This is a genomic window from Paenibacillus sp. CF095 (assembly GCF_900101225.1).
GTDB lineage: Bacteria > Bacillota > Bacilli > Paenibacillales > Paenibacillaceae > Paenibacillus.
This window is the reverse complement of record NZ_FMZN01000004.1, coordinates 321,241-340,160: the sequence shown is the minus strand read 5'-3', so window position 1 is coordinate 340,160 and position 18,920 is coordinate 321,241. Positions and strand designations below refer to the sequence as shown.

The following is an 18,920-nucleotide window of genomic DNA, read 5'->3' as shown; positions in this document are numbered from 1 at the left end:
AGATTAACTTACAGAGGAGGTGCGGCGGGGATGAATCAAAAGAGTAAATGGCTTGCAGTTGTCATTATGATCATTGGCATAATGATGTTATTGAATCAGAATATTAACTTGCTGACCGCTGCCGCACTGATTCTGTTAACGGTTGGAATGCTTCAAGTCCGCAAAGGGGATACCCGCAAAGGTCATCGGTATCTTGGCATTGGTGCGGCACTGTTATTGCTGGATAATTTAATGATTGTATTTTTGATTGTACTGGCTTCTTTAGCTTACTTTTATTCAAAAAACAAAAAGATTCAACTGGACGAAGGCGTTATGAAGAAACAGAATTTCATGGCTCGGTATTACTGGGATCAATCATCCTGGACGTTACGTAGTATGAGTCTGTGGCATGCCATAGGTGAGGTTAACGCGGATCTGTCTCTCTCGATTCCGGAGGAGAAACAAACGATTGTGCTGCTGCAAGGAGTTATGGGTAATGTTCGCCTGACGCTACCAGAAGATTATGGTGTGGAGATTGAAGCATCGGTTCTTTTTGGCCGGATTAATCTTCTTGGAGAACAAGATAGCGGCATGATGAACAAATTAGTATGGAGAACACCTGGATATGAATCCAGTGAACATAAAGCAAAATTTGTCATTTCTTATATTGTTGGCGACCTAAGCATCAGTAATCCGTAGTAAAATAGATGAAGAGAAGGAGGAGACCCCGATGAAGACAAAACGACATACCGACATGGTAACCCGAAGTATGGGTGAAGGGATCCTCCTGGTTTTCATTGTACTTGCTGTTATTTTGTATGTATTGTATACATATGGTTATCTTGCTCCGTTTGCAGGCTGGCGTCATCTGATTCAATCGGGTCTGGCTCTATTGCTACTTCTGATTGGAATCGGAGCGGTCTTTGGGTTCTATCAGAGTTATCGGGTTAAACGCCGGCTTGAACTGCTGCGGGAAACACTTCTACTGTGGGAGAAGGGCTCTCTATCCCGCACTGTACCTGATCTGGGCGATGATGATGTGGGTCGTTTAAGTGAGCAACTCGGACGAATCGGAAAAAAGTGGGAAGATCAGGTATCTTCGCTCCAGCGATTATCTACTCATAATGCACAGCTTGCTGAACAATCCAGAATTACGGCTATTGTGGAAGAGCGGCAGCGGCTGGCACGGGAACTGCATGATGCGGTATCGCAGCAATTGTTCGCGATATCCATGACAGCAACGGCTGTTGGACGGAAGATGGAGAAGGATTTTGAACGTGCTCAGCGGCAGGTGGCTTTGATTGAGGAGATGGCTTCGGTAGCTCAGTCCGAGATGCGTGCGTTACTGTTACATCTGCGGCCAGTCTATCTGGAGGGTAAACATCTCGAACAAGGTCTGCGTGATCTGGTGATGGAACTGAAAACAAAAGTACCCATGGACATTGTGCTCGAAATGGACGAAGACATTGATCTGATCAAAGGCATCGAGAATCATCTGTTTCGAATCGTTCAAGAGGCTATGTCCAATACGTTACGGCATGCAAAGGCGGAAAAAATGGAGATACGGATCCAGCGCCGTACTGATGCGATCCGGGTATTAATTCGTGATGATGGGCAAGGCTTCGATCTGGATGAGAATAAACAAGCTTCCTACGGTCTGGCTAACATGCGTGAACGTGTTACGGAGATTGGCGGGGCCATACAATTTGTAACAGCGCCTGGTAAGGGAACGCGGATTGAGATTACGATACCTTTGATGAACGATGAAAGCGAGGAAGAACATGTCAATGGAACCGGAAGTCGAAACGGAGACGGAAACGTCGATCAAAGTATTGCTCGTGGATGATCATGAGATGGTACGTATTGGTCTTGCAGCGGTACTGGATACCGAAGATGGAATTGAGGTTGTTGGTGAAGCTGGTAGTGGAGAGGAAGGCATTCGGCTTGCACAGGAGTATAAGCCCGATGTGGTTCTGATGGACCTGGTTATGGAAGGCATGGATGGCATTGAGGCTACTCGTCAGGTACTTAAAATGTATCCAGAGTGCAAAGTCATCGTATTGACCAGTTATCTGGATGATGAAAAAATGTACCCTGTCATTGAAGCAGGCGCATTCAGTTATTTGTTGAAAACATCAAGAGCCAATGAAGTGGCAGATGCGATTCGCGCAGCAGCTCGCGGGCAATCCGTTCTGGAGTCACAGGTGGCTTCGAAAATGATGAATCGCTTCCGGCAGCCACAGGCAGCAGCTCCTTTGCACGATGAATTGACGGACCGTGAAATGGATGTGCTCCGGTTACTTGCTAAAGGCAAGTCGAATCAGGACATCGCTGATGATCTGATCATTGGTATTAAGACAGTCAAATTCCATGTTACCAACCTACTGGCAAAATTGGGCGTAGACGACCGCACACAGGCTGCGATCTATGCTTATAAAAACGGACTTGCAGAGTAAGCAGGATCATATGCAATATCATAATCAAGCCAAAGAACCGTGCATTAATGTGCGGAAGTTATAGATAAGAGATGATTTATATATAAGTGTGTGTTCAAAAAGATCGATTTTCAGTACCAAGAAGATGGGATAAAGCTAGAAATGCAGTAGCGGAGCGTAGATCGAGCTACGTGAGCAACCGCAATGTTTCCAAAGGAAACATTCTTCGTAAGCCTCTACTTATTTCGGCTGAATTCCATATTCGATGTTGATGATGCCGCTAGGCACCCTTCGTAATCAAAAGCGGACTTTTTGAACAACCTCTATAAGGATGAATGGAAAGCTCTGATCTGCCATGCATGTGGCGGGTGGGGCTTTTTTTGCTGTGTGAAGAAGAAGTATAGCTAATGCGGGAAAGGGGCATGCTGTTGATAGATTCATAGAATGCAAGAAAGAAGTGGGGGATTCAAATGTTAAATCGTTGGATGACAGCAGGTATCTTGGCAATAGCAATCATTATTCTTATCGGTGTGACACAGGTATATGCAGAGAAGAACGAATCCAAAGCTGCTCAACTGGAACAGCTAATCTATACAGCTGACAGCGTGATTGATAATGTTGATCGTCTGGTGATTAAATGGCAAGGAGAAGGCCGGGGAGATGCACAAGCACAAGCAGCATTACTGGCCAGTCACTTGGGACTGGAACAACCAGTACGGGGAAGCCAGACGGGCCATGATGTGTATCGCAGTGAAGTAGTACCAGTTGAGGCTACTGGTGGAGAAGCAGGCCTGTTGGTCAATGTCGTCGAGACAGGAGATAACGGTTACTACGCCATCGTACAAATTTCAGCGGATGCACGCACGGATCGGAAGGCATTAATTACAGTACATGAACAGGTGGATCAACTGCTTGTAGACTCAGGGATGAAGGCAAACTGGAATATATCTGTGCAAGGTACGGCAGCTACTACTATTGAAGGTGATGCGAGTCAGCAGTTAGCACTCATCGAGAAAGACCTGTCCAAAAATGTGGATATCGCCTCCGTTGAACGTTATACGGATGTAGCCAGCGCAAGTGTCTCTTATGAGGCGGCTGAGCTGCCCCTATCGATCAAGAGTGGCTCGCACATGTTGAATATGCAACTCGCAGTTCACCAGGTTGGAGACGAGGTCGACAATCGAATTACAGTGGGGTTTCCGGTGATTACGATTGAATATTAAGGGATGAATTTTTCATGAATTAGGACCCAATATTGAGAATCTTTATCAGAAAAATGAGTTTGAAATAGTGCATCCATTCAGTTGATATGCTAAAATGGCATCACATCCAAGAAGGAACTTGCTGGTAATTGACAGTTGTATGTCGTGCATATATAACACCATTACATAGCTCGGGGAGAGCATGAAGGTTATCTTCCCGGAAGAAAGAGGAGCCCATGGTTGAAAAACAATCGCAAGATGAAGTACAGACACCAGGCGCAGTATTTTTCATTTTTGGAGCAACGGGTGATTTGGCCCGCCGGAAGCTGTTTCCGGCCATCTACAGTCTTTACCGTGAAGGCAAGCTTGCCGAAGACTTTGCGGTTATTGGCGTAGCACGTCGTCCGAGGTCCCCAGAAGAATTCCGGGAAGACATCTATGAATCCATTAAAGAGTTCTGCCGTTATCCAGCGGGGGAACCTGATGAGTGGAACGCTTTTGTCGATCATTTTGAATACAAAGCACTGGATATCAATAATGTGGAAGGATTCAAAGAGCTGCGTGCGCAGACGGAGCATCTGGAATCGAAGTTTAAAACGCCGGGGAATCGGCTGTTCTATCTGGCATTGGCACCTGAGCTGTTTGGCAGTGTCTCGTACAGTTTGCGGGACGGCGGTATGTTGGAAAGTCAGGGGTGGAACCGTTTGGTGATCGAAAAACCATTTGGTTATGATCTGCAATCGGCCGAACATCTGAATGAGCAGATTCGTGAGGTATTCCGTGAAGAGGAAATCTATCGGATTGATCATTATTTGGGCAAGGAAATGGTGCAAAATATCGAAGTGATCCGCTTCGGAAATGCTTTTTTTGAACCGCTGTGGAATAACAAACATATTGCCAACGTTCAGATTACGCTTGGTGAGACGGTAGGCGTGGAAGAACGTGGTGGTTATTATGATCACTCTGGCGCACTGCGTGACATGGGGCAGAATCATATGCTTCAGATGCTGACGATGATTGCGATGGAACCGCCGAGTCGCCTATTTCCGGAGGACATTCGGGATGAGAAGGTGAAGGTATTGCGCTCATTGCGAGCCTTTACTTCGGATGAGGAAGTGAGCAACAACGTTGTGAGGGGACAGTATGCCGAAGGGGAGTACCGTGGCAAGCAGCTTCCGGGGTATCGCCAGGAAGACAAGGTTGATCCACAGTCGAATACGGAAACTTATTTTGCAGCACGTGTATTCGTGGATAATTTCCGCTGGGCGGGTGTTCCATTCTACATTCGGACAGGCAAGCGTCTTCCGGTGAAAACAACCGAGATCGTAGTTGAGTTCAAGTCAATGCCAAACAACGTGTACCTTGGGAAAAAGTACAAATTGGAACCAAATCTGCTAGTCATTCGGGTGAATCCGATGGAAGGCATATATATCAAAATTAATGCCAAGAAACCAGGCTCTGATTCCGAAATTCAGCCACTTGCAATGGATTTCTGTCAGAGCTGCATGATTGGAATTAACTCGCCTGAAGCGTATGAACGTCTGCTGCACGATGCAGCAGAGGGTGATTCTACGTACTTCACCCGTTGGGATGAAGTGGCAACAGCCTGGTCCTTTGTGGATCGGATCGCAGCAGCCTGGGGGCAGAATCAAGGAGAGCTTCATACGTACCCTGCTGGAACTTGGGGACCAGAAGCGACAGATAAGCTGCTGGAGCAGGACGGATTCCACTGGTGGCCGGTGAATGGTCAGGACGAGGACAGCGTGATCTGGCAAGTGAACGGTTAGGTTAAGGGAATTAACAACATAAACACTATGACTGAGCCTGGAGACTTCGCAATTTTGCGGTGTCTCCGGGCTTTTTAGCGGGTAAAAGGGAGGTATCCATCATAAGGAAATAAGTAATTTAAATTAAGTTGTTGACAAAAAGTAAGTATATAACTTATACTCAACACATGAGTTAAAGAGTTACGCAAATGACAAACTTCATCCGGGCAAACGTTTCGGATAAGTTATCATTCATGAGATAAAATGTAAACCAGTTGAAGGGGTTTGCGTCACAGAGAATCATGAAAAAAATATGCATAATATCTTTAATCTAAGAATACTATTTTGTATATATTGAATGGAGGAAAAAGAAAATGATGTTGGATGTAGGGTTGTTGTTGATTCGTTTGGTGATTGGATTGTCGTTCATGGCGCACGGGGCTCAAAAGCTGTTTGGTTGGTTCGGAGGTTACGGGATCAAGGGTACAGGCGGCTGGTTTGAGTCGATGGGCATGAAGCCCGGTGCATTGGTGGCGCTGCTGGCTGGACTCGCGGAATTTGGTGGCGGATTGCTGCTGGCTCTGGGTCTGCTCACACCGGTAGGTGGCATTCTGATTGCATTGACGATGGTCATCGCGATTGTGAAAGTCCATGGTGCGAACGGATACTGGTCCACACAGAACGGATTCGAATATAATCTCGCGATTCTGGTGATTGGTGTAGCGCTGGCCTTGACAGGTGGCGGACAATACGCGCTGGATGCATTGATTTTCTAAACCCGATAAATAAAATGAATGAGGAGTGCCTGGATGCCATGGAAATGGCTGAAGGGTGCTTTTTTTTTTGCAAGTGAAAAGAGAAGAATCTGCGGTAGTAATCGGTTATTTTCGGTACAGATTATGGTACAATAGGAGAGTTGGGTTAAGAAGCAGTTCACGGTATACATGAAAGCACAGATTTGAGGAGGATGAACTCCATTGTAAATGTGTAAAATTAATCTAGTGAGTAAATACCTAGTACGTAAAAACTCGTGTACAATCAACCGGCCTCGCCGGATTGCATAAAGATTGAATGATGGACCGGCCATGCCGGATTAACGTGAATGAACGGACGAAAGGGATTAAACCTATGAGCAAAGCTGCAAATGATATTCTTCAACAGGAAGTGGACAAACGCCGGACGTTTGCCATTATCTCTCACCCGGATGCGGGTAAAACTACATTAACCGAGAAACTGTTGCTGTTCGGGGGCGCGATTCGCCTTGCGGGAACGGTAAAAGCTCGGAAAGCCAGCAAACACGCAACAAGTGACTGGATGGAAATTGAGAAACAACGGGGGATCTCGGTTACCTCTTCCGTAATGCAATTTGATTACCTGAACCATCGCGTTAACATTCTGGATACACCGGGTCACCAGGACTTCAGTGAAGATACGTATCGTACACTGACGGCTGCCGATAGCGCGGTAATGTTGATCGACGTGGCAAAAGGTGTCGAGGCACAAACGATCAAGTTGTTCCAGGTATGTGCGAAGCGTGGGATTCCAATCTTTACATTTATCAACAAACTCGACCGTGAGGGTAAAAGCCCATTTGACCTGATGGAAGAACTTGAAAATGTACTGGGCATTCGTTCGGTTCCGATGAACTGGCCTATTGGTACAGGTCGCGAGCTGTGCGGTGTCTATGACCGGATGAAAAATCAGGTGGAATTGTTCCAAGGGGACGATCACTCGACAATTAAAGTTCAGAAAGTAAACGGTTATACAGATCCAATTATCCGTGAGATGGCAGGAGAATATCTGCATGATCAGTTAATTCAGGATCTGGAGCTTTTGGACGTTGCGGGAGATCCGTTTGATATGGAGAAGGTTCAACGCGGCGAATTGACCCCTATTTTCTTCGGTAGTGCGATTAACAATTTCGGCGTGCAGACCTTCTTGGAGAATTTCCTGGAACTGGCACCGAAGCCTGAACCACGCCGCAGTACGGCAGGAGAGATTCAGCCAACGAATGAGAAATTCAGCGGTTATGTATTCAAGATTCAAGCGAACATGAACCCGGCACACCGGGATCGTATTGCGTTCCTGCGTATTGTATCAGGCAAGTTCCAACGTGGAATGAGTGTGAAGCATACTCGTGTGGGTAAAGAGATCAAGCTGTCACAGCCACAGCAATTCCTGGCACAAGATCGGGATATTGTGGAAGAGGCGTATGCCGGCGATATTATCGGTTTGTTCGATCCGGGTATCTTCCGGATTGGCGATTCACTGAGCCAAGGCAGCGAGGTTATCTTTGAAGAGTTGCCAACGTTCTCGCCAGAGATTTTCGCTAAAGTTACCGTTAAAAATGCGTTGAAACATAAACAGTACCAAAAAGGAATTGACCAGTTGACGGAGGAAGGAACCATTCAGGTGTTCCAGACGGCAAGTTTCGACGAGACAATCCTCGGCGTAATTGGTCAACTACAGTTTGAGGTATTTGAATACCGGATGAAAGGTGAATATGGGGTAGACGTGCAATTGCAGCGTATGCCTTATCAGTTCGCTCGCTGGATTGTGGACGAGAATCTGGACCCAAGCAAATTCCGGATTAACTCTGCGCTTGTAAAAGACAAAAAAGGGAATTATGTGGTGCTCTTCGAAAATGAGTATGCCATGAGAACGGCTATGGATAAAAATCCTACTGCTAAATTCTTGGAGACTGCACCTTAAGTGACGGTCCACGTATTCTGTGGTAATCAGTTAATGTGTTAGTTAAACGTGACAAGTTCATGTGATGAGATAGAGCTTGTTAAAAATAAGATCCCTCCGCCAATTGGCGGAGGGATCTATTGCTATACACCTTACTGAGAGGCGGGTATGATCCAGCCGAATAAGGGAAAGCTTTCTTTTGCAGACAGAACAAACGGTGTGATGGTTACCTTACCCTCCAATGCTTCGATTAGCGAAGCGGTTGAACGGGAATGGTGTGCAGATGCTCCTGCGCGATTCGAATGAGTTCTTCCTGCTTGGCAGGTTCTGTGTTCTTCCAGATCATCTCGAAAATGGCGCCAAGTCCAGGTAATGCAGCTTCCGGTCCATCTACTGAACCTTCAATCATCTCCCGGAGCTGATCATCACTCTTGTCATGAACTTTATGAACAATCGCTTCACGCAGGCTTAATGTAATGGGCATCGCAATTCCCTCCTCGTATATTCGGCTGCTCTAATACTGTTCCCTGGGAAGCGCGAGCGCATTCAAGTTTATCGGGCTTTGTGGTATACTACGAAGGATTATTTACGTTAGCATGGGTATCCGTAATGATGCGTCATGCTGAAGTGCAGCGGGAGGTTAAGACCCTAATGGCCAAGAAACAGTATGCCGTAATTGGCATGGGACGGTTCGGATCAAGTGTTGCCAATGCACTGAGTGGTATGGGATTTGACGTGCTGGCAATTGATGCGGACGAGCAGCGGACCCAGGAAATGTCCAATGTGGTGACCCATGCGGTATCGGCAGATTCAACAGATGAAGAAGCGCTGCGAGCGCTGGGCATACGGAATTTCGATGTTGTCGTTGTGGCAATTGGTGAAGATATACAGGCGAGTATTCTGACAACCTTGATATTGAAAGATATGGGTGTACCAGTGCTGATCGTAAAAGCTCAAAATGAGCTTCATGGTAAGGTGCTGCAGAAGATTGGGGCAGACAAGGTGATCTATCCTGAGCGGGATATGGGACTACGTGTAGCCCATCATCTGACCTCGCCGAATATACTCGATTATATTGAGTTGTCTGAGGATTACAGCATTCTGGAGATGAGAGCTTCTGAGCAAATGATCGGTAAAAACCTGATGGAATTAAACATCCGTGCACGTTTTGGTTGTAACGTGATGGCGATTCGCAGTGGGAATTCGATGAACATCTCGCCTTACGCGGAGGATCGGATCGAAGCTGGAGATGTGCTGATCATTGTAGGTCACAAGGATCATTTGACGAAAATGGAGCTTGCGTATCCGAAGTGATGGATGCAGATGGGAAGGATGGAAAGATGGATATTGTATCACCGCAAAATACACGTGTAAAAGAATGGGCACAGCTGCTGGAGAAAAAGCATCGTACCCGTCAACATAAATATATTATTGAGGGCATTCATCTGGTACAGGAAGCATTGCGGGTCGGAGCGGATCTGGAGTGCATCGTCTACGATGGAGAGCAAGGCGTACCTAGCGAACTCGCCGGGCTTGAGAACCCGCTACAGCGTGTAGAGTGGGTTAGTGTATCTCCTGCGGTTATCGCCAAATGTACGGATACGATGACACCACAGCCTGTATTCGCAATTGTGCGTAAAGGCAGTGAACCACTGGAAAGCCTAATGACCGGAGCTCGTGGGCTTGTTGTGGTGCTGGACGGAGTGCAAGACCCGGGTAATGTGGGGACGATCATCCGTAGTGCGGACGCAGCTGGAGCAGCGGGGGTTGTACTTGGTGCTGGCTGTGCTGATGTATATAACCCGAAGACGATTCGCTCGACGATGGGGTCATTGTTTCATCTGCCCATTGTGGAGGGCCAGTTGGAATCCTTGCTTCCCGAAGCGAAGGCCGCGGGCGTGAAGCTGGTAAGTACTTCTTTGCAGGCAGAGCATTCATGTTATAGTTATGATTTTACGCAGTCGGTATGGCTTGTCATTGGTAACGAAGGCAAAGGCATCTCGGATGCTACGGCACGTTTGGTAGATGATGCGATTACGATCCCGATGCAGGGGCAGGCAGAGTCGCTTAACGCCGCAATGGCGGCAACGATTCTGTTATTTGAGGCGATGAGACAGCGGATGTTTAACTAACTAATAATTCCTGTCCAATTTAAAATTAACTGTCCCTAACTAAAATTAACTTTCCCCCAACCACCAAAGGCTGGAACCTGGTTGCCGCTTTTCTCGGGCCATGTTTCCAGTCTTTTTGTCTTTCTCTTTGAAGCACCACAGCAGGGATTTTCCATTCAAATCCCGAATAGGTGATATAGTTTCTATTTCTTAAGCTGATGGGCAGGTGTTCATTTTGGAAATGAATAATGGAAAAGGAAACACTCTCTTTAGGGAATTTATGACTTGGGCTGGGGAAAAGGGCTGGGATATAATGAGAAAATCCGGTTCGCAGTCACTTTTAAACAGCAGCATTACTTCAAGATACAAAGGACTTCCAGATGAATATTTAGAATTTATAAATGTAGTTGAAAAATGCGTTGCACCGGATGAGCAAACCTGGTTTATTTGTGAGGGTGAGTTCAACAATAGCACGGAGACCGCATTCCAATGGAATGAATTTGAAATGCTTAGTTTGGAGGCAGCAGAGGGTGATTCTATTTGGCAGTCAGAGATAACGGCTTGGTGGGATCGTCACTTACCGATCGTAATGTCTCTGGAAGATGGGTATTCCTTCTATGCCATTGACTTAACAACCGACAGTGGAGCTATTGTCCGTGGATGTGAACCTGAATTTGAAGAGGTTGAAAAGGTATCCGATTCGTTTGGAGAATTTCTGGCATGGATGATGTCGAATTCAGATTAGCCTAGCTAGGAAAGGTTGATGGTTATACTTGTGGTCAGCGGCCTGATATTAGATTATTCAATGAAAGAACTTATGAAACGTATAGGAATTCTTAACTTATGATATAAAAATAGTTTATATAGCGTGATTTATTCACATTTAAGTATGTTCCAAGCTTATTTTATATATATAAAATAATTCTTTACTGTTCGTTCTAGAAATGATATGCTAACAGCAAGTTAGATCTAACTGTTTTTTTTACACATTAAAGAACGATCGTTCTAAAAACCGGAATTACACTAATCTAAAGAATATGAGGGAGAGAATATGATGAAATACACAGTGATTACAGGAGCAAGTTCAGGAATTGGATATGAAACAGCATTGGCATTTGCAGCACGGGGTAAAAACTTGATCTTGGTAGCTAGAAGATTGGATAAGCTGGAAGACCTTAAATCGACTATTCAGGGTATCGACCCTAAAGTAAATGTTATCGTTCATACAAGCGACTTGTCTGTTACCGCAGAGGCGTACACGCTATATAACGATTTGAAGGAATATGAAATTGAGACTTGGATCAATAATGCAGGGCTTGGAGAAGGCTCGTTCATTGCTGAACAGAATTTGGATAAAGTGGAGACCATGTTGCGTGTTAACATCGAATCTTTGACCATTCTATCTACACTGTATGTGCGAGATTATGGGAATGTGGAAGGCACTCAATTGATTAACGTCTCATCCGCACTCGGATATGCCATTGCTGTAGGCAGTGTTGCTTATTCTGCATCAAAATACTACGTTAGTGCCTTCACAGAAGGTCTTGCCAAAGAACTGGAACTGAAAGGTGCAAAACTAAAAGCGAAGATCCTGGCACCAGCGATCACGGAAACAGAATTTGTACAAAAATCAATAGATGCTGAAGGATTTGATTACAAAGCGAATATGCCCAAATACCATACAGCTAAAGAAATGGCTGGCTTCATGATTGATCTGTATGATCACAATGAAGTGGTCGTAGGAATTGTAGACCAGAACTATGAGTTCCAACTGACAGGTGCAATCTACCCGGTGATTTCAGAATTGAATTAATACAGCAGAATCTAGAGGATACATCTACAAAATCTCAAATAAGAAGAGGAGTACATCCAATTGGAAAAGATATGGAGTAAAACAAAGATTGGCAACATGGAATTGCCTCATCGACTAGCGATGGCACCTATGACACGCAGTCGAGCACAAGAAGATGGTACACCTGGAGAGTTGGCGGCACTTTATTATGCTCAGCGTGCAACGATGGGACTTCTGATTACGGAAGGAACACAACCTTCCGATGATGGACAGGGATACTTGTGGTCACCTGGCATCTACACCGATAAGCATATTGAAGGATGGAAAAAGGTAACGGATGCGGTGCATGAAGCTGGCGGATATGTTTACATCCAATTAATGCATGCGGGTCGCATGTCACATCCGGACAATACCCCGCATCATCGTCAACCGGTTGCTCCATCAGCAATCGCACCGGGTGTAGAAATGTTTACGGCTACAGGGATGCAGGATATCCCCGTTCCCCGTGAATTGAGTCAGGAGGATATTCAAACGACCATTGCCGATTTCCGAAAAGCAGCAGCCGCAGCGATTGAAGCAGGGGCGGATGGCGTTGAGATTCATGGGGCCAACGGATACTTGATCAATCAATTTTTAGGAGAAAATTCGAATACACGCACAGATGAGTATGGCGGATCTATTGAAAATCGTGCTCGTTTTGCGATTGAAGTAACCAAAGCCATCGTGGAGGAAATAGGGGCAGAACGAACAGGCTTCCGTATCTCACCAGGGACACCGCTGGGTGGAATTCAAGATGGCGAACAAGGTCCTGATCTGTATCGCTACCTTGTAAAAGAATTAGCTCAATTGGATTTGGCTTACCTTCATGTTATGCATCTTGGAGATGAGAACCTACTCCAAGACATTCGTTCGATCTGGCAAAATCCATTGTTGGTCAATCGGGCTGGAAGAACGTTGGATGATCTCAGTGTCGATATAGATCGTGGTCTCGCTGATGTGGTACCTGTAGGTGTATGGTCCTTAGCTAATCCAGATTTGGTGGAACGACTTCAACAAAGTGCGCCACTGAATGAAGCAGATCCGACAACATTCTTTGGATTGGGAAGTAAAGGCTACACAGATTATCCCACGTTGGAAGAATTACAGTCACAAGAGGGGCAGCACTAGCACATACCATGGAGCATGGCGTACAACTGAACATTGCGCGCCATGTTCCTAACATAAGTTGAACTAATCATTTTACACGATAACAGCGAATGGAAGGTTGTTCTGTCATCGTAGTGTCAGTGTAAATAATCTTGAGTTCAACTTTTATAGTCTACAAGCAAAGGAAGAGGATAAATGATGAGAGCAGCTCAAATAAAGAAATACTCCAAAAAAATCCAAGTGGAAATCAATAATATTGAGATACCTCAGATTCATAGCCGTGAGGTCCTTGTCAAAGTGAAAGCTGCAGGTGTAAATCCGCTGGATATCTTGAATATGAATGGCAGTGTTCGGATGATTGCCGACTATAAGTTACCTCTAACTTTAGGGAATGAATTATCGGGTGTCATCGAAGCCGTTGGTGATGATGTTTTGAAATTTAAAGTGGGTGATAAGGTTTATACCAGGTTGCCACTGAATAAAATTGGTGCTTTTGCTGAATACGCCGCTGTGCATGAGGATGCCTTATCCATAATGCCTGAAAATCTGTCTTTTATCGAAGCTGCTGCGGTACCCCTTACTGCCTTGACCGCGTATCAAGCATTGCATGATGTACTCCGAGCTGAACCGAATAAAAAGTTGTTTATACCTGGCGGAACTGGTGGATTCGGTGCGATGGCCATCCCGATTGCCAAGTCCATGGGATTAACGGTTATTACAAGTGGTAGTGAGAGGGGCAGAGCACGTAGTTTATCCATTGGAGCAGATCAATTCATTGATTATAAGACCGAGCAGTATGCTGATATTCTGTCCGATATCGATTATGTGATCGACACCTTGGGTGCGGACGAGATCAAAGCTGAACTGAGCATTTTGAAACCACAGGGGAAATTAGTCTCTTTGAAGGCAGGACCCAATTATCGCTTTGCAGTGGACAGTCAATTCCCGTTGTGGAAAAAAGCATTGTTTGGTCTCGTAGGTGCACGCCTGGATTCTTTAGCGCGTAAGAATCAAAATGAATATCGTTTTTTATTTGTGCACTCCAGTGGAGTTCAATTGCAAGAAATCACAGCTCTTGTAGAAAAAGAAGACATTAAACCTTCGATTGATTCTACGTATACGTTTGATGACATTGAAAAGGCATTGATTAAAGTATCCACGGGTCACTCCCAGGGCAAAGTCATTGTTACCTTTTAAAGGCTCGTTAAGATGATGCTCATGCTATTCAATGTTCGTTTTCTGAACAGGAGGGAAGCCAATGGCGAGAAGCAAAGAGTTCGAAGAGTCTGTTGTACTGGATAAAGCGATGAGACTTTTTTGGGAACAAGGCTATGAGAAGACATCTATGACGGATCTGGTTAATCATATGGGAATTCATCGTAAAAGTTTGTATGACACATTTGGTGACAAACACACCTTATTTCTAAAGACAGTAGATCTGTATGATCACAAAATCAGCTCAGCCCTTGCAGCAGGCGTAAAGCGTTCTCAAACGGCAACGGAAGCACTTCAGTTTATATTTCTTTCTTTAATTCATGGAGAGGAATCTCCAGCATCAGGCTGCTTTATTGTTAATTCGACGGTAGAATTGGCGGCACGCGATAAAGACATGAACCACCGATCGACGGAGATGTTTGCAAATACGGAGAAACTAATCAAGGACATTATTGTGTGGGGACAGCAAGAAGGTGAATTCACAACGGAGTACAACGCCGAGGTATTGGCGGAATATCTGCATAACGTTAGCATTGGGTTAAGGGGGATGGCCAAGACTTCGATGACCAAGGAAAAACTTCTTCGTATAGCGATGCTATCCACAGATTTCATACTAACGTAGTCTATTTTTTTACATTAAAAGAATGTTCGTTCTAATATGAGTGTTCCAGATGAAACATATTTTATAGAAAAGAGAGGCAGGTAACGATATGAAAAAGACAGTTCTAATCACAGGGGTATCGGGTGGGATTGGTAAAGAGTTAGCAGATCGGTTTGCCAAAGGTGGACATCATATTGTGCTGGTGGCACGAAGTGAGGGTAAAATACAGGATCTAGCTCAGGAGTATCAGAAAAAGTATGGCATTCAGGCGACGGTTATTGCCAAAGATGTAGCAGCACCTGGGGTACCACAGGAGATTTATCATGAGCTGAAGGAAAAGGGAATTGTTGTTGACTATCTTGTCAACAATGCAGGTTTCGGTCTGTTCGGGACGTTTATGGAAACGGATATGGAACAAGAAGTTAATATGATTGACGTGAATATCAAGGCTTTAACCATCATGACAAAGTTATTCTTGCCGGATATGATCCAACGTGGGCACGGCGGTGTGATGAATGTGGCCTCGTTGGTAGGATTTTTCCCTGGACCGATGATGTCGGTATATTATGCAACACAGGCATACGTGCTTTCGTTCACCGAGGCTTTGGAGAATGAAGTAAGCGGAACTGGCGTTACGGTGACGGCACTGTGCCCAGGCCTGACATCCACCGGGTTTGTTGATCGTTCGGGTATGGGTGTCTCGAAGATGTTGCAGGGCCCGATCATGGAAGCAGGACAGGTCGCTGAAGAAGGGTATCAAGGCTTCTTACGTGGCAAGACGTTAATTATGCCTGGTGCTCGAAACCGATTCATCGCGTTTATGCCGCGGTTGTTGCCGCGTAAGATGATGACTCGAATGATTAGATCCTCACAAGACAAGACAGGACATTAAACATATAAAGAGGATAAATCAAGTCTTCCTCAAGTCGATCGCTTCACGTTGTTCTTCATCTTTTCTTTTACGACAAACATACACAAAAACAGGAGGGAAGCTGAAAGGCACAAATTGAATTTTCTCCATCTCAAATAATTCAGCTAATTGTTTCTTCATATGAAGTGAGTACTGGTACAAAACTAAGGTGCCTCCAGGTCGGAGCGCTGTATGAATCTGTGACAGGATGTTTTGTCTCATTTCTCTGGAAAAATTAAAAAATGGCAGTCCGCAAATGATGCTATCCAACTGATGGATATGTTCTTGATTGATCCTTTTCAACAGATAGGAGGCATTTGAATGGAACATGAATTCAGGATATGTTTTCTTCAGATTACTTCTCATCTTGGGGTCTCTTTCAAATAAAAACACGGTTGCAGATTTCGGTAAATGTGCTCTCATGAGACGTGTGACGGCACCTGTTCCTGGCCCCAGCTCAGCAATGGTTCTAACCTCATCCCATCGTACAGAATGGACGATTTTACGGGCTAGAAATTTGGAACTGGGCAGGAGACTGCCTACTCGTTTGGGGTTCCTCAGAAATCCTTGCAGGAAAAGAAGTGGTTCGGATGTTTTCATCGCGGTATCCTCCATGGTTGAATTCATTGATGGTTCACTTGATGTTGGAAGGCAAGTTTAGTTGGAATATAAATACGTTACGCGTATGTTTTAGTGTTAAAGTCCCCTGATGTAAATCCGCAATGTTTCTCGCAATAGAAAGTCCCAGACCAGATCCTGATTGAATACCTTCGCTATTCCTCGAATAATCCACCTTATAAAAGCGATCAAACAGTCTGTTTTTTTGTTCTATCGTTAGTGGTATGCCTTTATTCTCTACTTCAATGGTAACGTGATTATGCTGCACCCTCATTCGGACATAAATCGTGCCCGGTTTAAAGGAATACTTTAGTGCATTCATGAGGAGATTGTCGATGGCTCGAGCGATCTTATCACTATCCACGCAGGCCATGATTGGAGCATTACCGAGTGTTTTTTCAATAAGAATCCCATGCTCCTGAGCTAAAGGTTCGAATTCAAACAACAATTGGTCCAATAGCTGACAGAGGTCAACATTTTTCAAATCCAATTGGGTGTTTACTTCGTTAAGACGTGTGTATTCAAATAAATCATCAAGTAACTTCTTCAAATGCGTTGCTTTGTTATAGGTGTTTTGAATGAAGCGGTCATACTCTGCTTTGTCTTGAAAGGATTCTGTTCTTAGTAGCTCAATATATCCAATTATGCTAGTAAGCGGTGTACGCAGGTCATGTGAGATGCCAGTGATCATATCCATCTTGGATTGCTCCAATTCACGTTCTTTGGCAATCTGTTGCTTTAACTGTTCTGTCATGTGATTAATATTGGAAGCGACTCGCCCAAGTTCATCTTCTCGATCAACGGGCACCCTGTAATTCAGATTTCCTTCGGATATGATTTGAAGCCCTTGCTCTAATGTAATGAGATCTCTCACAATTTTTCGTGTGGAAAACAAAAAAATTAACGTGAAAATTACGATGAAAATTGGTGTTAGAACATAAGGAAAGATGTAGAGAAGTGAAGGCCAATTAAATTTTTCACTAATTTTTGCGGCACCTATTATCAACATATTATTTACACCCACAGAACCAACAAACGAAATCAATAAACTGATCAACATTCGATATAGGATGTTAATCTGTATCTTTTTTTTAAACTGTGGTAATCGTTTAATCAATTTTATAACCCACTCCCCATACCGTTTTAATATACTGAGGTTCCCGTGGATTCACTTCCAGCTTTTCTCGCAGGTTACGAATATGAACCATCACCGTATTATCGGAATACCCGTAAGGTTCTTTCCATACGGTTTCGTAAATCTTCTCGGAGCTAAATACTTGTCCAGGATGGCTGGCAAGCAACACCAGAATGGAAAACTCCAGTGGTGTAAGCGAAATATCATTTTCTTTGAGCTTCACGGAATGTTTACTTGTATCAATGACAAGGTCCTTGATCAAAATAAGTGAATTAGATTCTGGTTTCCCGATCAGTGTTTGACGTCGTAACTGAGCTTTAACGCGAGCCAGCAATTCTAGCGGATTAAACGGTTTGACCATGTAATCATCAGCCCCGGTAGTCAGGCCTGTGATTTTATCTATGTCTTCTTCCTTGGCGGATAACATAATAATCGGAGTGGATGATATTTCTCTTATTTTGAAGCAGGCTTTGATTCCGTCCATGATGGGCATCATGACATCCAGTATTACGAGTTGGACCGATGTTGTTTTGATAATATTTAGCGCTTCCTCACCATTGGCTGCTTCAATGACCTGATATCCTTCGTTACGTAAATAGACATGAATGACATCCCGGATATCGGGTTCATCATCAACCACGAGAACGGTATTCACAATTCAACACTCCTTTTATGACCTGTTTTAAATTAATTTATGTTTCTTATAAAGAGGATAATATCAGTGTAAACGATAGCCTAAGATGTTTAAATTGTTTCCTTTTTGCGACAGACATAAACGAACGCAGGTGGGATATTCAAAGGCACTAATTCTATTTTTTCGATGATAAAGTGCTCCGATAATGTTTTTTTCATTTGAAGTGAATATTGAAAGGCGATGAATAACCCTCCAGGTTTGAGTGCCTTATGGATCTGGTCTACCAACGTATTTCTTAATTCAGGCTCAAAGTTGAAGAAGGGCAATCCGCTAAAAATGTAATCCAGTTGCTGAACGCCCTCTTGCTTCATGGATTCCACTAATCGAGCGGCGTCTGGATAACAGGAGAACTCCGGGTATGCCGTCTTAAGAGTATTCCTCATCGTTTCGTTCATCTCAAACAACAACACCTTCGTTGAACCCTGCACCTCTTGTAGAATATAACGAGTGACAGCACCTGTACCCGATCCGAGTTCAGCGACTGCTTTGGCCTCTAGCCAAGAGGCTTGCTTCACCATTTTGCTGGCGAGAAACCGGGAACTGGGTATGATGCTGCCAACATGTTTAGGGCTTTGAAGAAAGCTTTTCAGAAATAAAATGGATTCATTGGAATTCATGATTGTGG

The 18,920-nt window shown here is 44.5% G+C and carries 20 protein-coding genes; 15 read left to right on the top strand and 5 right to left on the bottom strand.

Going from position 1 to position 18,920, the window contains the following annotated elements; translation table 11 throughout:
* Nucleotides 1-30 precede the first annotated feature (30 nt).
* The 7 genes from liaF to BLS69_RS25995 all read left to right on the top strand — a co-directional run bounded on the left by liaF (nucleotide 31) and on the right by BLS69_RS25995 (nucleotide 8,094).
* Nucleotides 31-678, top strand: a complete 648-nt coding sequence (liaF, locus tag BLS69_RS26025) for a cell wall-active antibiotics response protein LiaF (protein WP_091037972.1) — start codon at nucleotides 31-33, stop codon at nucleotides 676-678.
* Between the two features lie 31 nt (nucleotides 679-709).
* Nucleotides 710-1,825: a sensor histidine kinase gene (locus BLS69_RS26020; RefSeq protein ID WP_091037970.1), complete on the top strand. Its 1,116-nt coding sequence runs from the start codon at nucleotides 710-712 to the stop codon at nucleotides 1,823-1,825.
* The gene (locus BLS69_RS26015; protein ID WP_091020933.1) at nucleotides 1,767-2,435 is read left to right on the top strand and encodes a response regulator transcription factor; all 669 of its coding nucleotides are present in this window, start codon (nucleotides 1,767-1,769) and stop codon (nucleotides 2,433-2,435) included. The genes BLS69_RS26020 and BLS69_RS26015 overlap by 59 nt, the downstream gene beginning before the upstream one ends.
* A 449-nt stretch (nucleotides 2,436-2,884) precedes the next feature.
* Nucleotides 2,885-3,637 carry a YwmB family TATA-box binding protein gene (locus BLS69_RS26010; RefSeq protein WP_091037968.1) on the top strand — a complete coding sequence of 251 codons (753 nt, stop codon included), beginning with the start codon at nucleotides 2,885-2,887 and terminating at the stop codon, nucleotides 3,635-3,637.
* 215 nt (nucleotides 3,638-3,852) lie between these two features.
* On the top strand, nucleotides 3,853-5,403 hold the full coding sequence (gene zwf / locus BLS69_RS26005) for a glucose-6-phosphate dehydrogenase (RefSeq protein ID WP_091037967.1): 1,551 nt from the start codon (nucleotides 3,853-3,855) through the stop codon (nucleotides 5,401-5,403).
* A gap of 356 nt (nucleotides 5,404-5,759) precedes the next feature.
* A complete protein-coding gene (locus BLS69_RS26000; protein ID WP_024634146.1) occupies nucleotides 5,760-6,158 on the top strand; it encodes a DoxX family protein in 399 nt (132 codons plus the stop codon).
* Between the two features lie 352 nt (nucleotides 6,159-6,510).
* Entirely contained in the window at nucleotides 6,511-8,094 is a 1,584-nt protein-coding gene (locus tag BLS69_RS25995) for a peptide chain release factor 3 (protein ID WP_091037965.1), read from the top strand.
* A gap of 229 nt (nucleotides 8,095-8,323) precedes the next feature.
* Here BLS69_RS25995 and sspI read toward each other — a convergent pair whose 3' ends face one another.
* Nucleotides 8,324-8,557, bottom strand: coding sequence for a small acid-soluble spore protein SspI (sspI, locus tag BLS69_RS25990; protein WP_091037964.1), 234 nt, complete (start codon nucleotides 8,555-8,557; stop codon nucleotides 8,324-8,326).
* Between the two features lie 128 nt (nucleotides 8,558-8,685).
* Here sspI and BLS69_RS25985 point away from each other — a divergent pair, with 128 nt between their 5' ends.
* The 8 genes from BLS69_RS25985 to BLS69_RS25950 all read left to right on the top strand — a co-directional run bounded on the left by BLS69_RS25985 (nucleotide 8,686) and on the right by BLS69_RS25950 (nucleotide 15,830).
* Nucleotides 8,686-9,387, top strand: a complete 702-nt coding sequence (locus BLS69_RS25985; RefSeq protein ID WP_076211287.1) for a potassium channel family protein — start codon at nucleotides 8,686-8,688, stop codon at nucleotides 9,385-9,387.
* Between the two features lie 26 nt (nucleotides 9,388-9,413).
* Nucleotides 9,414-10,205 (top strand): TrmH family RNA methyltransferase, encoded by a 792-nt coding sequence (locus BLS69_RS25980; protein WP_091038005.1) that lies wholly within the window; start codon nucleotides 9,414-9,416, stop codon nucleotides 10,203-10,205.
* A 220-nt stretch (nucleotides 10,206-10,425) separates the two neighbouring features.
* Entirely contained in the window at nucleotides 10,426-10,929 is a 504-nt protein-coding gene (locus tag BLS69_RS25975; protein ID WP_091037963.1) for an SMI1/KNR4 family protein, read from the top strand.
* Nucleotides 10,930-11,238: 309 nt separating this feature from the next.
* Nucleotides 11,239-11,997, top strand: coding sequence for an SDR family NAD(P)-dependent oxidoreductase (locus BLS69_RS25970; RefSeq protein ID WP_091038004.1), 759 nt, complete (start codon nucleotides 11,239-11,241; stop codon nucleotides 11,995-11,997).
* Nucleotides 11,998-12,057: 60 nt separating this feature from the next.
* Nucleotides 12,058-13,143 carry an alkene reductase gene (locus BLS69_RS25965; protein WP_091037961.1) on the top strand — a complete coding sequence of 362 codons (1,086 nt, stop codon included), beginning with the start codon at nucleotides 12,058-12,060 and terminating at the stop codon, nucleotides 13,141-13,143.
* A 177-nt stretch (nucleotides 13,144-13,320) separates the two neighbouring features.
* Entirely contained in the window at nucleotides 13,321-14,319 is a 999-nt protein-coding gene (locus BLS69_RS25960; protein WP_091037959.1) for an NADP-dependent oxidoreductase, read from the top strand.
* 61 nt (nucleotides 14,320-14,380) lie between these two features.
* The gene (locus tag BLS69_RS25955) at nucleotides 14,381-14,959 is read left to right on the top strand and encodes a TetR/AcrR family transcriptional regulator (protein ID WP_091037958.1); all 579 of its coding nucleotides are present in this window, start codon (nucleotides 14,381-14,383) and stop codon (nucleotides 14,957-14,959) included.
* Between the two features lie 88 nt (nucleotides 14,960-15,047).
* Nucleotides 15,048-15,830 carry an SDR family NAD(P)-dependent oxidoreductase gene (locus tag BLS69_RS25950; RefSeq protein WP_091037956.1) on the top strand — a complete coding sequence of 261 codons (783 nt, stop codon included), beginning with the start codon at nucleotides 15,048-15,050 and terminating at the stop codon, nucleotides 15,828-15,830.
* Nucleotides 15,831-15,848: 18 nt separating this feature from the next.
* Here BLS69_RS25950 and BLS69_RS25945 read toward each other — a convergent pair whose 3' ends face one another.
* From BLS69_RS25945 to BLS69_RS25930, 4 genes are all read right to left on the bottom strand, one after another.
* Nucleotides 15,849-16,448 carry a class I SAM-dependent methyltransferase gene (locus BLS69_RS25945; protein ID WP_091037955.1) on the bottom strand — a complete coding sequence of 200 codons (600 nt, stop codon included), beginning with the start codon at nucleotides 16,446-16,448 and terminating at the stop codon, nucleotides 15,849-15,851.
* Nucleotides 16,449-16,482: 34 nt separating this feature from the next.
* Nucleotides 16,483-17,526 carry a sensor histidine kinase gene (locus BLS69_RS25940; RefSeq protein WP_091038002.1) on the bottom strand — a complete coding sequence of 348 codons (1,044 nt, stop codon included), beginning with the start codon at nucleotides 17,524-17,526 and terminating at the stop codon, nucleotides 16,483-16,485.
* 49 nt (nucleotides 17,527-17,575) lie between these two features.
* A complete protein-coding gene (locus BLS69_RS25935) occupies nucleotides 17,576-18,256 on the bottom strand; it encodes a response regulator transcription factor (protein WP_091037953.1) in 681 nt (226 codons plus the stop codon).
* 89 nt (nucleotides 18,257-18,345) lie between these two features.
* The gene (locus tag BLS69_RS25930) at nucleotides 18,346-18,912 is read right to left on the bottom strand and encodes a class I SAM-dependent methyltransferase (RefSeq protein WP_091037942.1); all 567 of its coding nucleotides are present in this window, start codon (nucleotides 18,910-18,912) and stop codon (nucleotides 18,346-18,348) included.
* Between the last annotated feature and the right edge of the window lie 8 nt (nucleotides 18,913-18,920).

Bases quoted from the DNA above. Each gene is read 5' to 3' on its own strand.
- liaF (WP_091037972.1), top strand. From the start codon at position 31: ATGAATCAAAAGAGTAAATGGCTTGCAGTTGTCATTATGATCATTGGC.
- BLS69_RS26020 (WP_091037970.1), top strand. From the start codon at position 710: ATGAAGACAAAACGACATACCGACATGGTAACCCGAAGTATGGGTGAA.
- BLS69_RS26015 (WP_091020933.1), top strand. From the start codon at position 1,767: ATGGAACCGGAAGTCGAAACGGAGACGGAAACGTCGATCAAAGTATTG.
- BLS69_RS26010 (WP_091037968.1), top strand. From the start codon at position 2,885: ATGTTAAATCGTTGGATGACAGCAGGTATCTTGGCAATAGCAATCATT.
- zwf (WP_091037967.1), top strand. From the start codon at position 3,853: ATGGTTGAAAAACAATCGCAAGATGAAGTACAGACACCAGGCGCAGTA.
- BLS69_RS26000 (WP_024634146.1), top strand. From the start codon at position 5,760: ATGTTGGATGTAGGGTTGTTGTTGATTCGTTTGGTGATTGGATTGTCG.
- BLS69_RS25995 (WP_091037965.1), top strand. From the start codon at position 6,511: ATGAGCAAAGCTGCAAATGATATTCTTCAACAGGAAGTGGACAAACGC.
- sspI (WP_091037964.1), bottom strand. From the start codon at position 8,557: ATGCCCATTACATTAAGCCTGCGTGAAGCGATTGTTCATAAAGTTCAT.
- BLS69_RS25985 (WP_076211287.1), top strand. From the start codon at position 8,686: ATGCGTCATGCTGAAGTGCAGCGGGAGGTTAAGACCCTAATGGCCAAG.
- BLS69_RS25980 (WP_091038005.1), top strand. From the start codon at position 9,414: ATGGATATTGTATCACCGCAAAATACACGTGTAAAAGAATGGGCACAG.
- BLS69_RS25975 (WP_091037963.1), top strand. From the start codon at position 10,426: ATGAATAATGGAAAAGGAAACACTCTCTTTAGGGAATTTATGACTTGG.
- BLS69_RS25970 (WP_091038004.1), top strand. From the start codon at position 11,239: ATGAAATACACAGTGATTACAGGAGCAAGTTCAGGAATTGGATATGAA.
- BLS69_RS25960 (WP_091037959.1), top strand. From the start codon at position 13,321: ATGAGAGCAGCTCAAATAAAGAAATACTCCAAAAAAATCCAAGTGGAA.
- BLS69_RS25955 (WP_091037958.1), top strand. From the start codon at position 14,381: ATGGCGAGAAGCAAAGAGTTCGAAGAGTCTGTTGTACTGGATAAAGCG.
- BLS69_RS25950 (WP_091037956.1), top strand. From the start codon at position 15,048: ATGAAAAAGACAGTTCTAATCACAGGGGTATCGGGTGGGATTGGTAAA.
- BLS69_RS25945 (WP_091037955.1), bottom strand. From the start codon at position 16,448: ATGAAAACATCCGAACCACTTCTTTTCCTGCAAGGATTTCTGAGGAAC.
- BLS69_RS25940 (WP_091038002.1), bottom strand. From the start codon at position 17,526: ATGTTGATCAGTTTATTGATTTCGTTTGTTGGTTCTGTGGGTGTAAAT.
- BLS69_RS25930 (WP_091037942.1), bottom strand. From the start codon at position 18,912: ATGAATTCCAATGAATCCATTTTATTTCTGAAAAGCTTTCTTCAAAGC.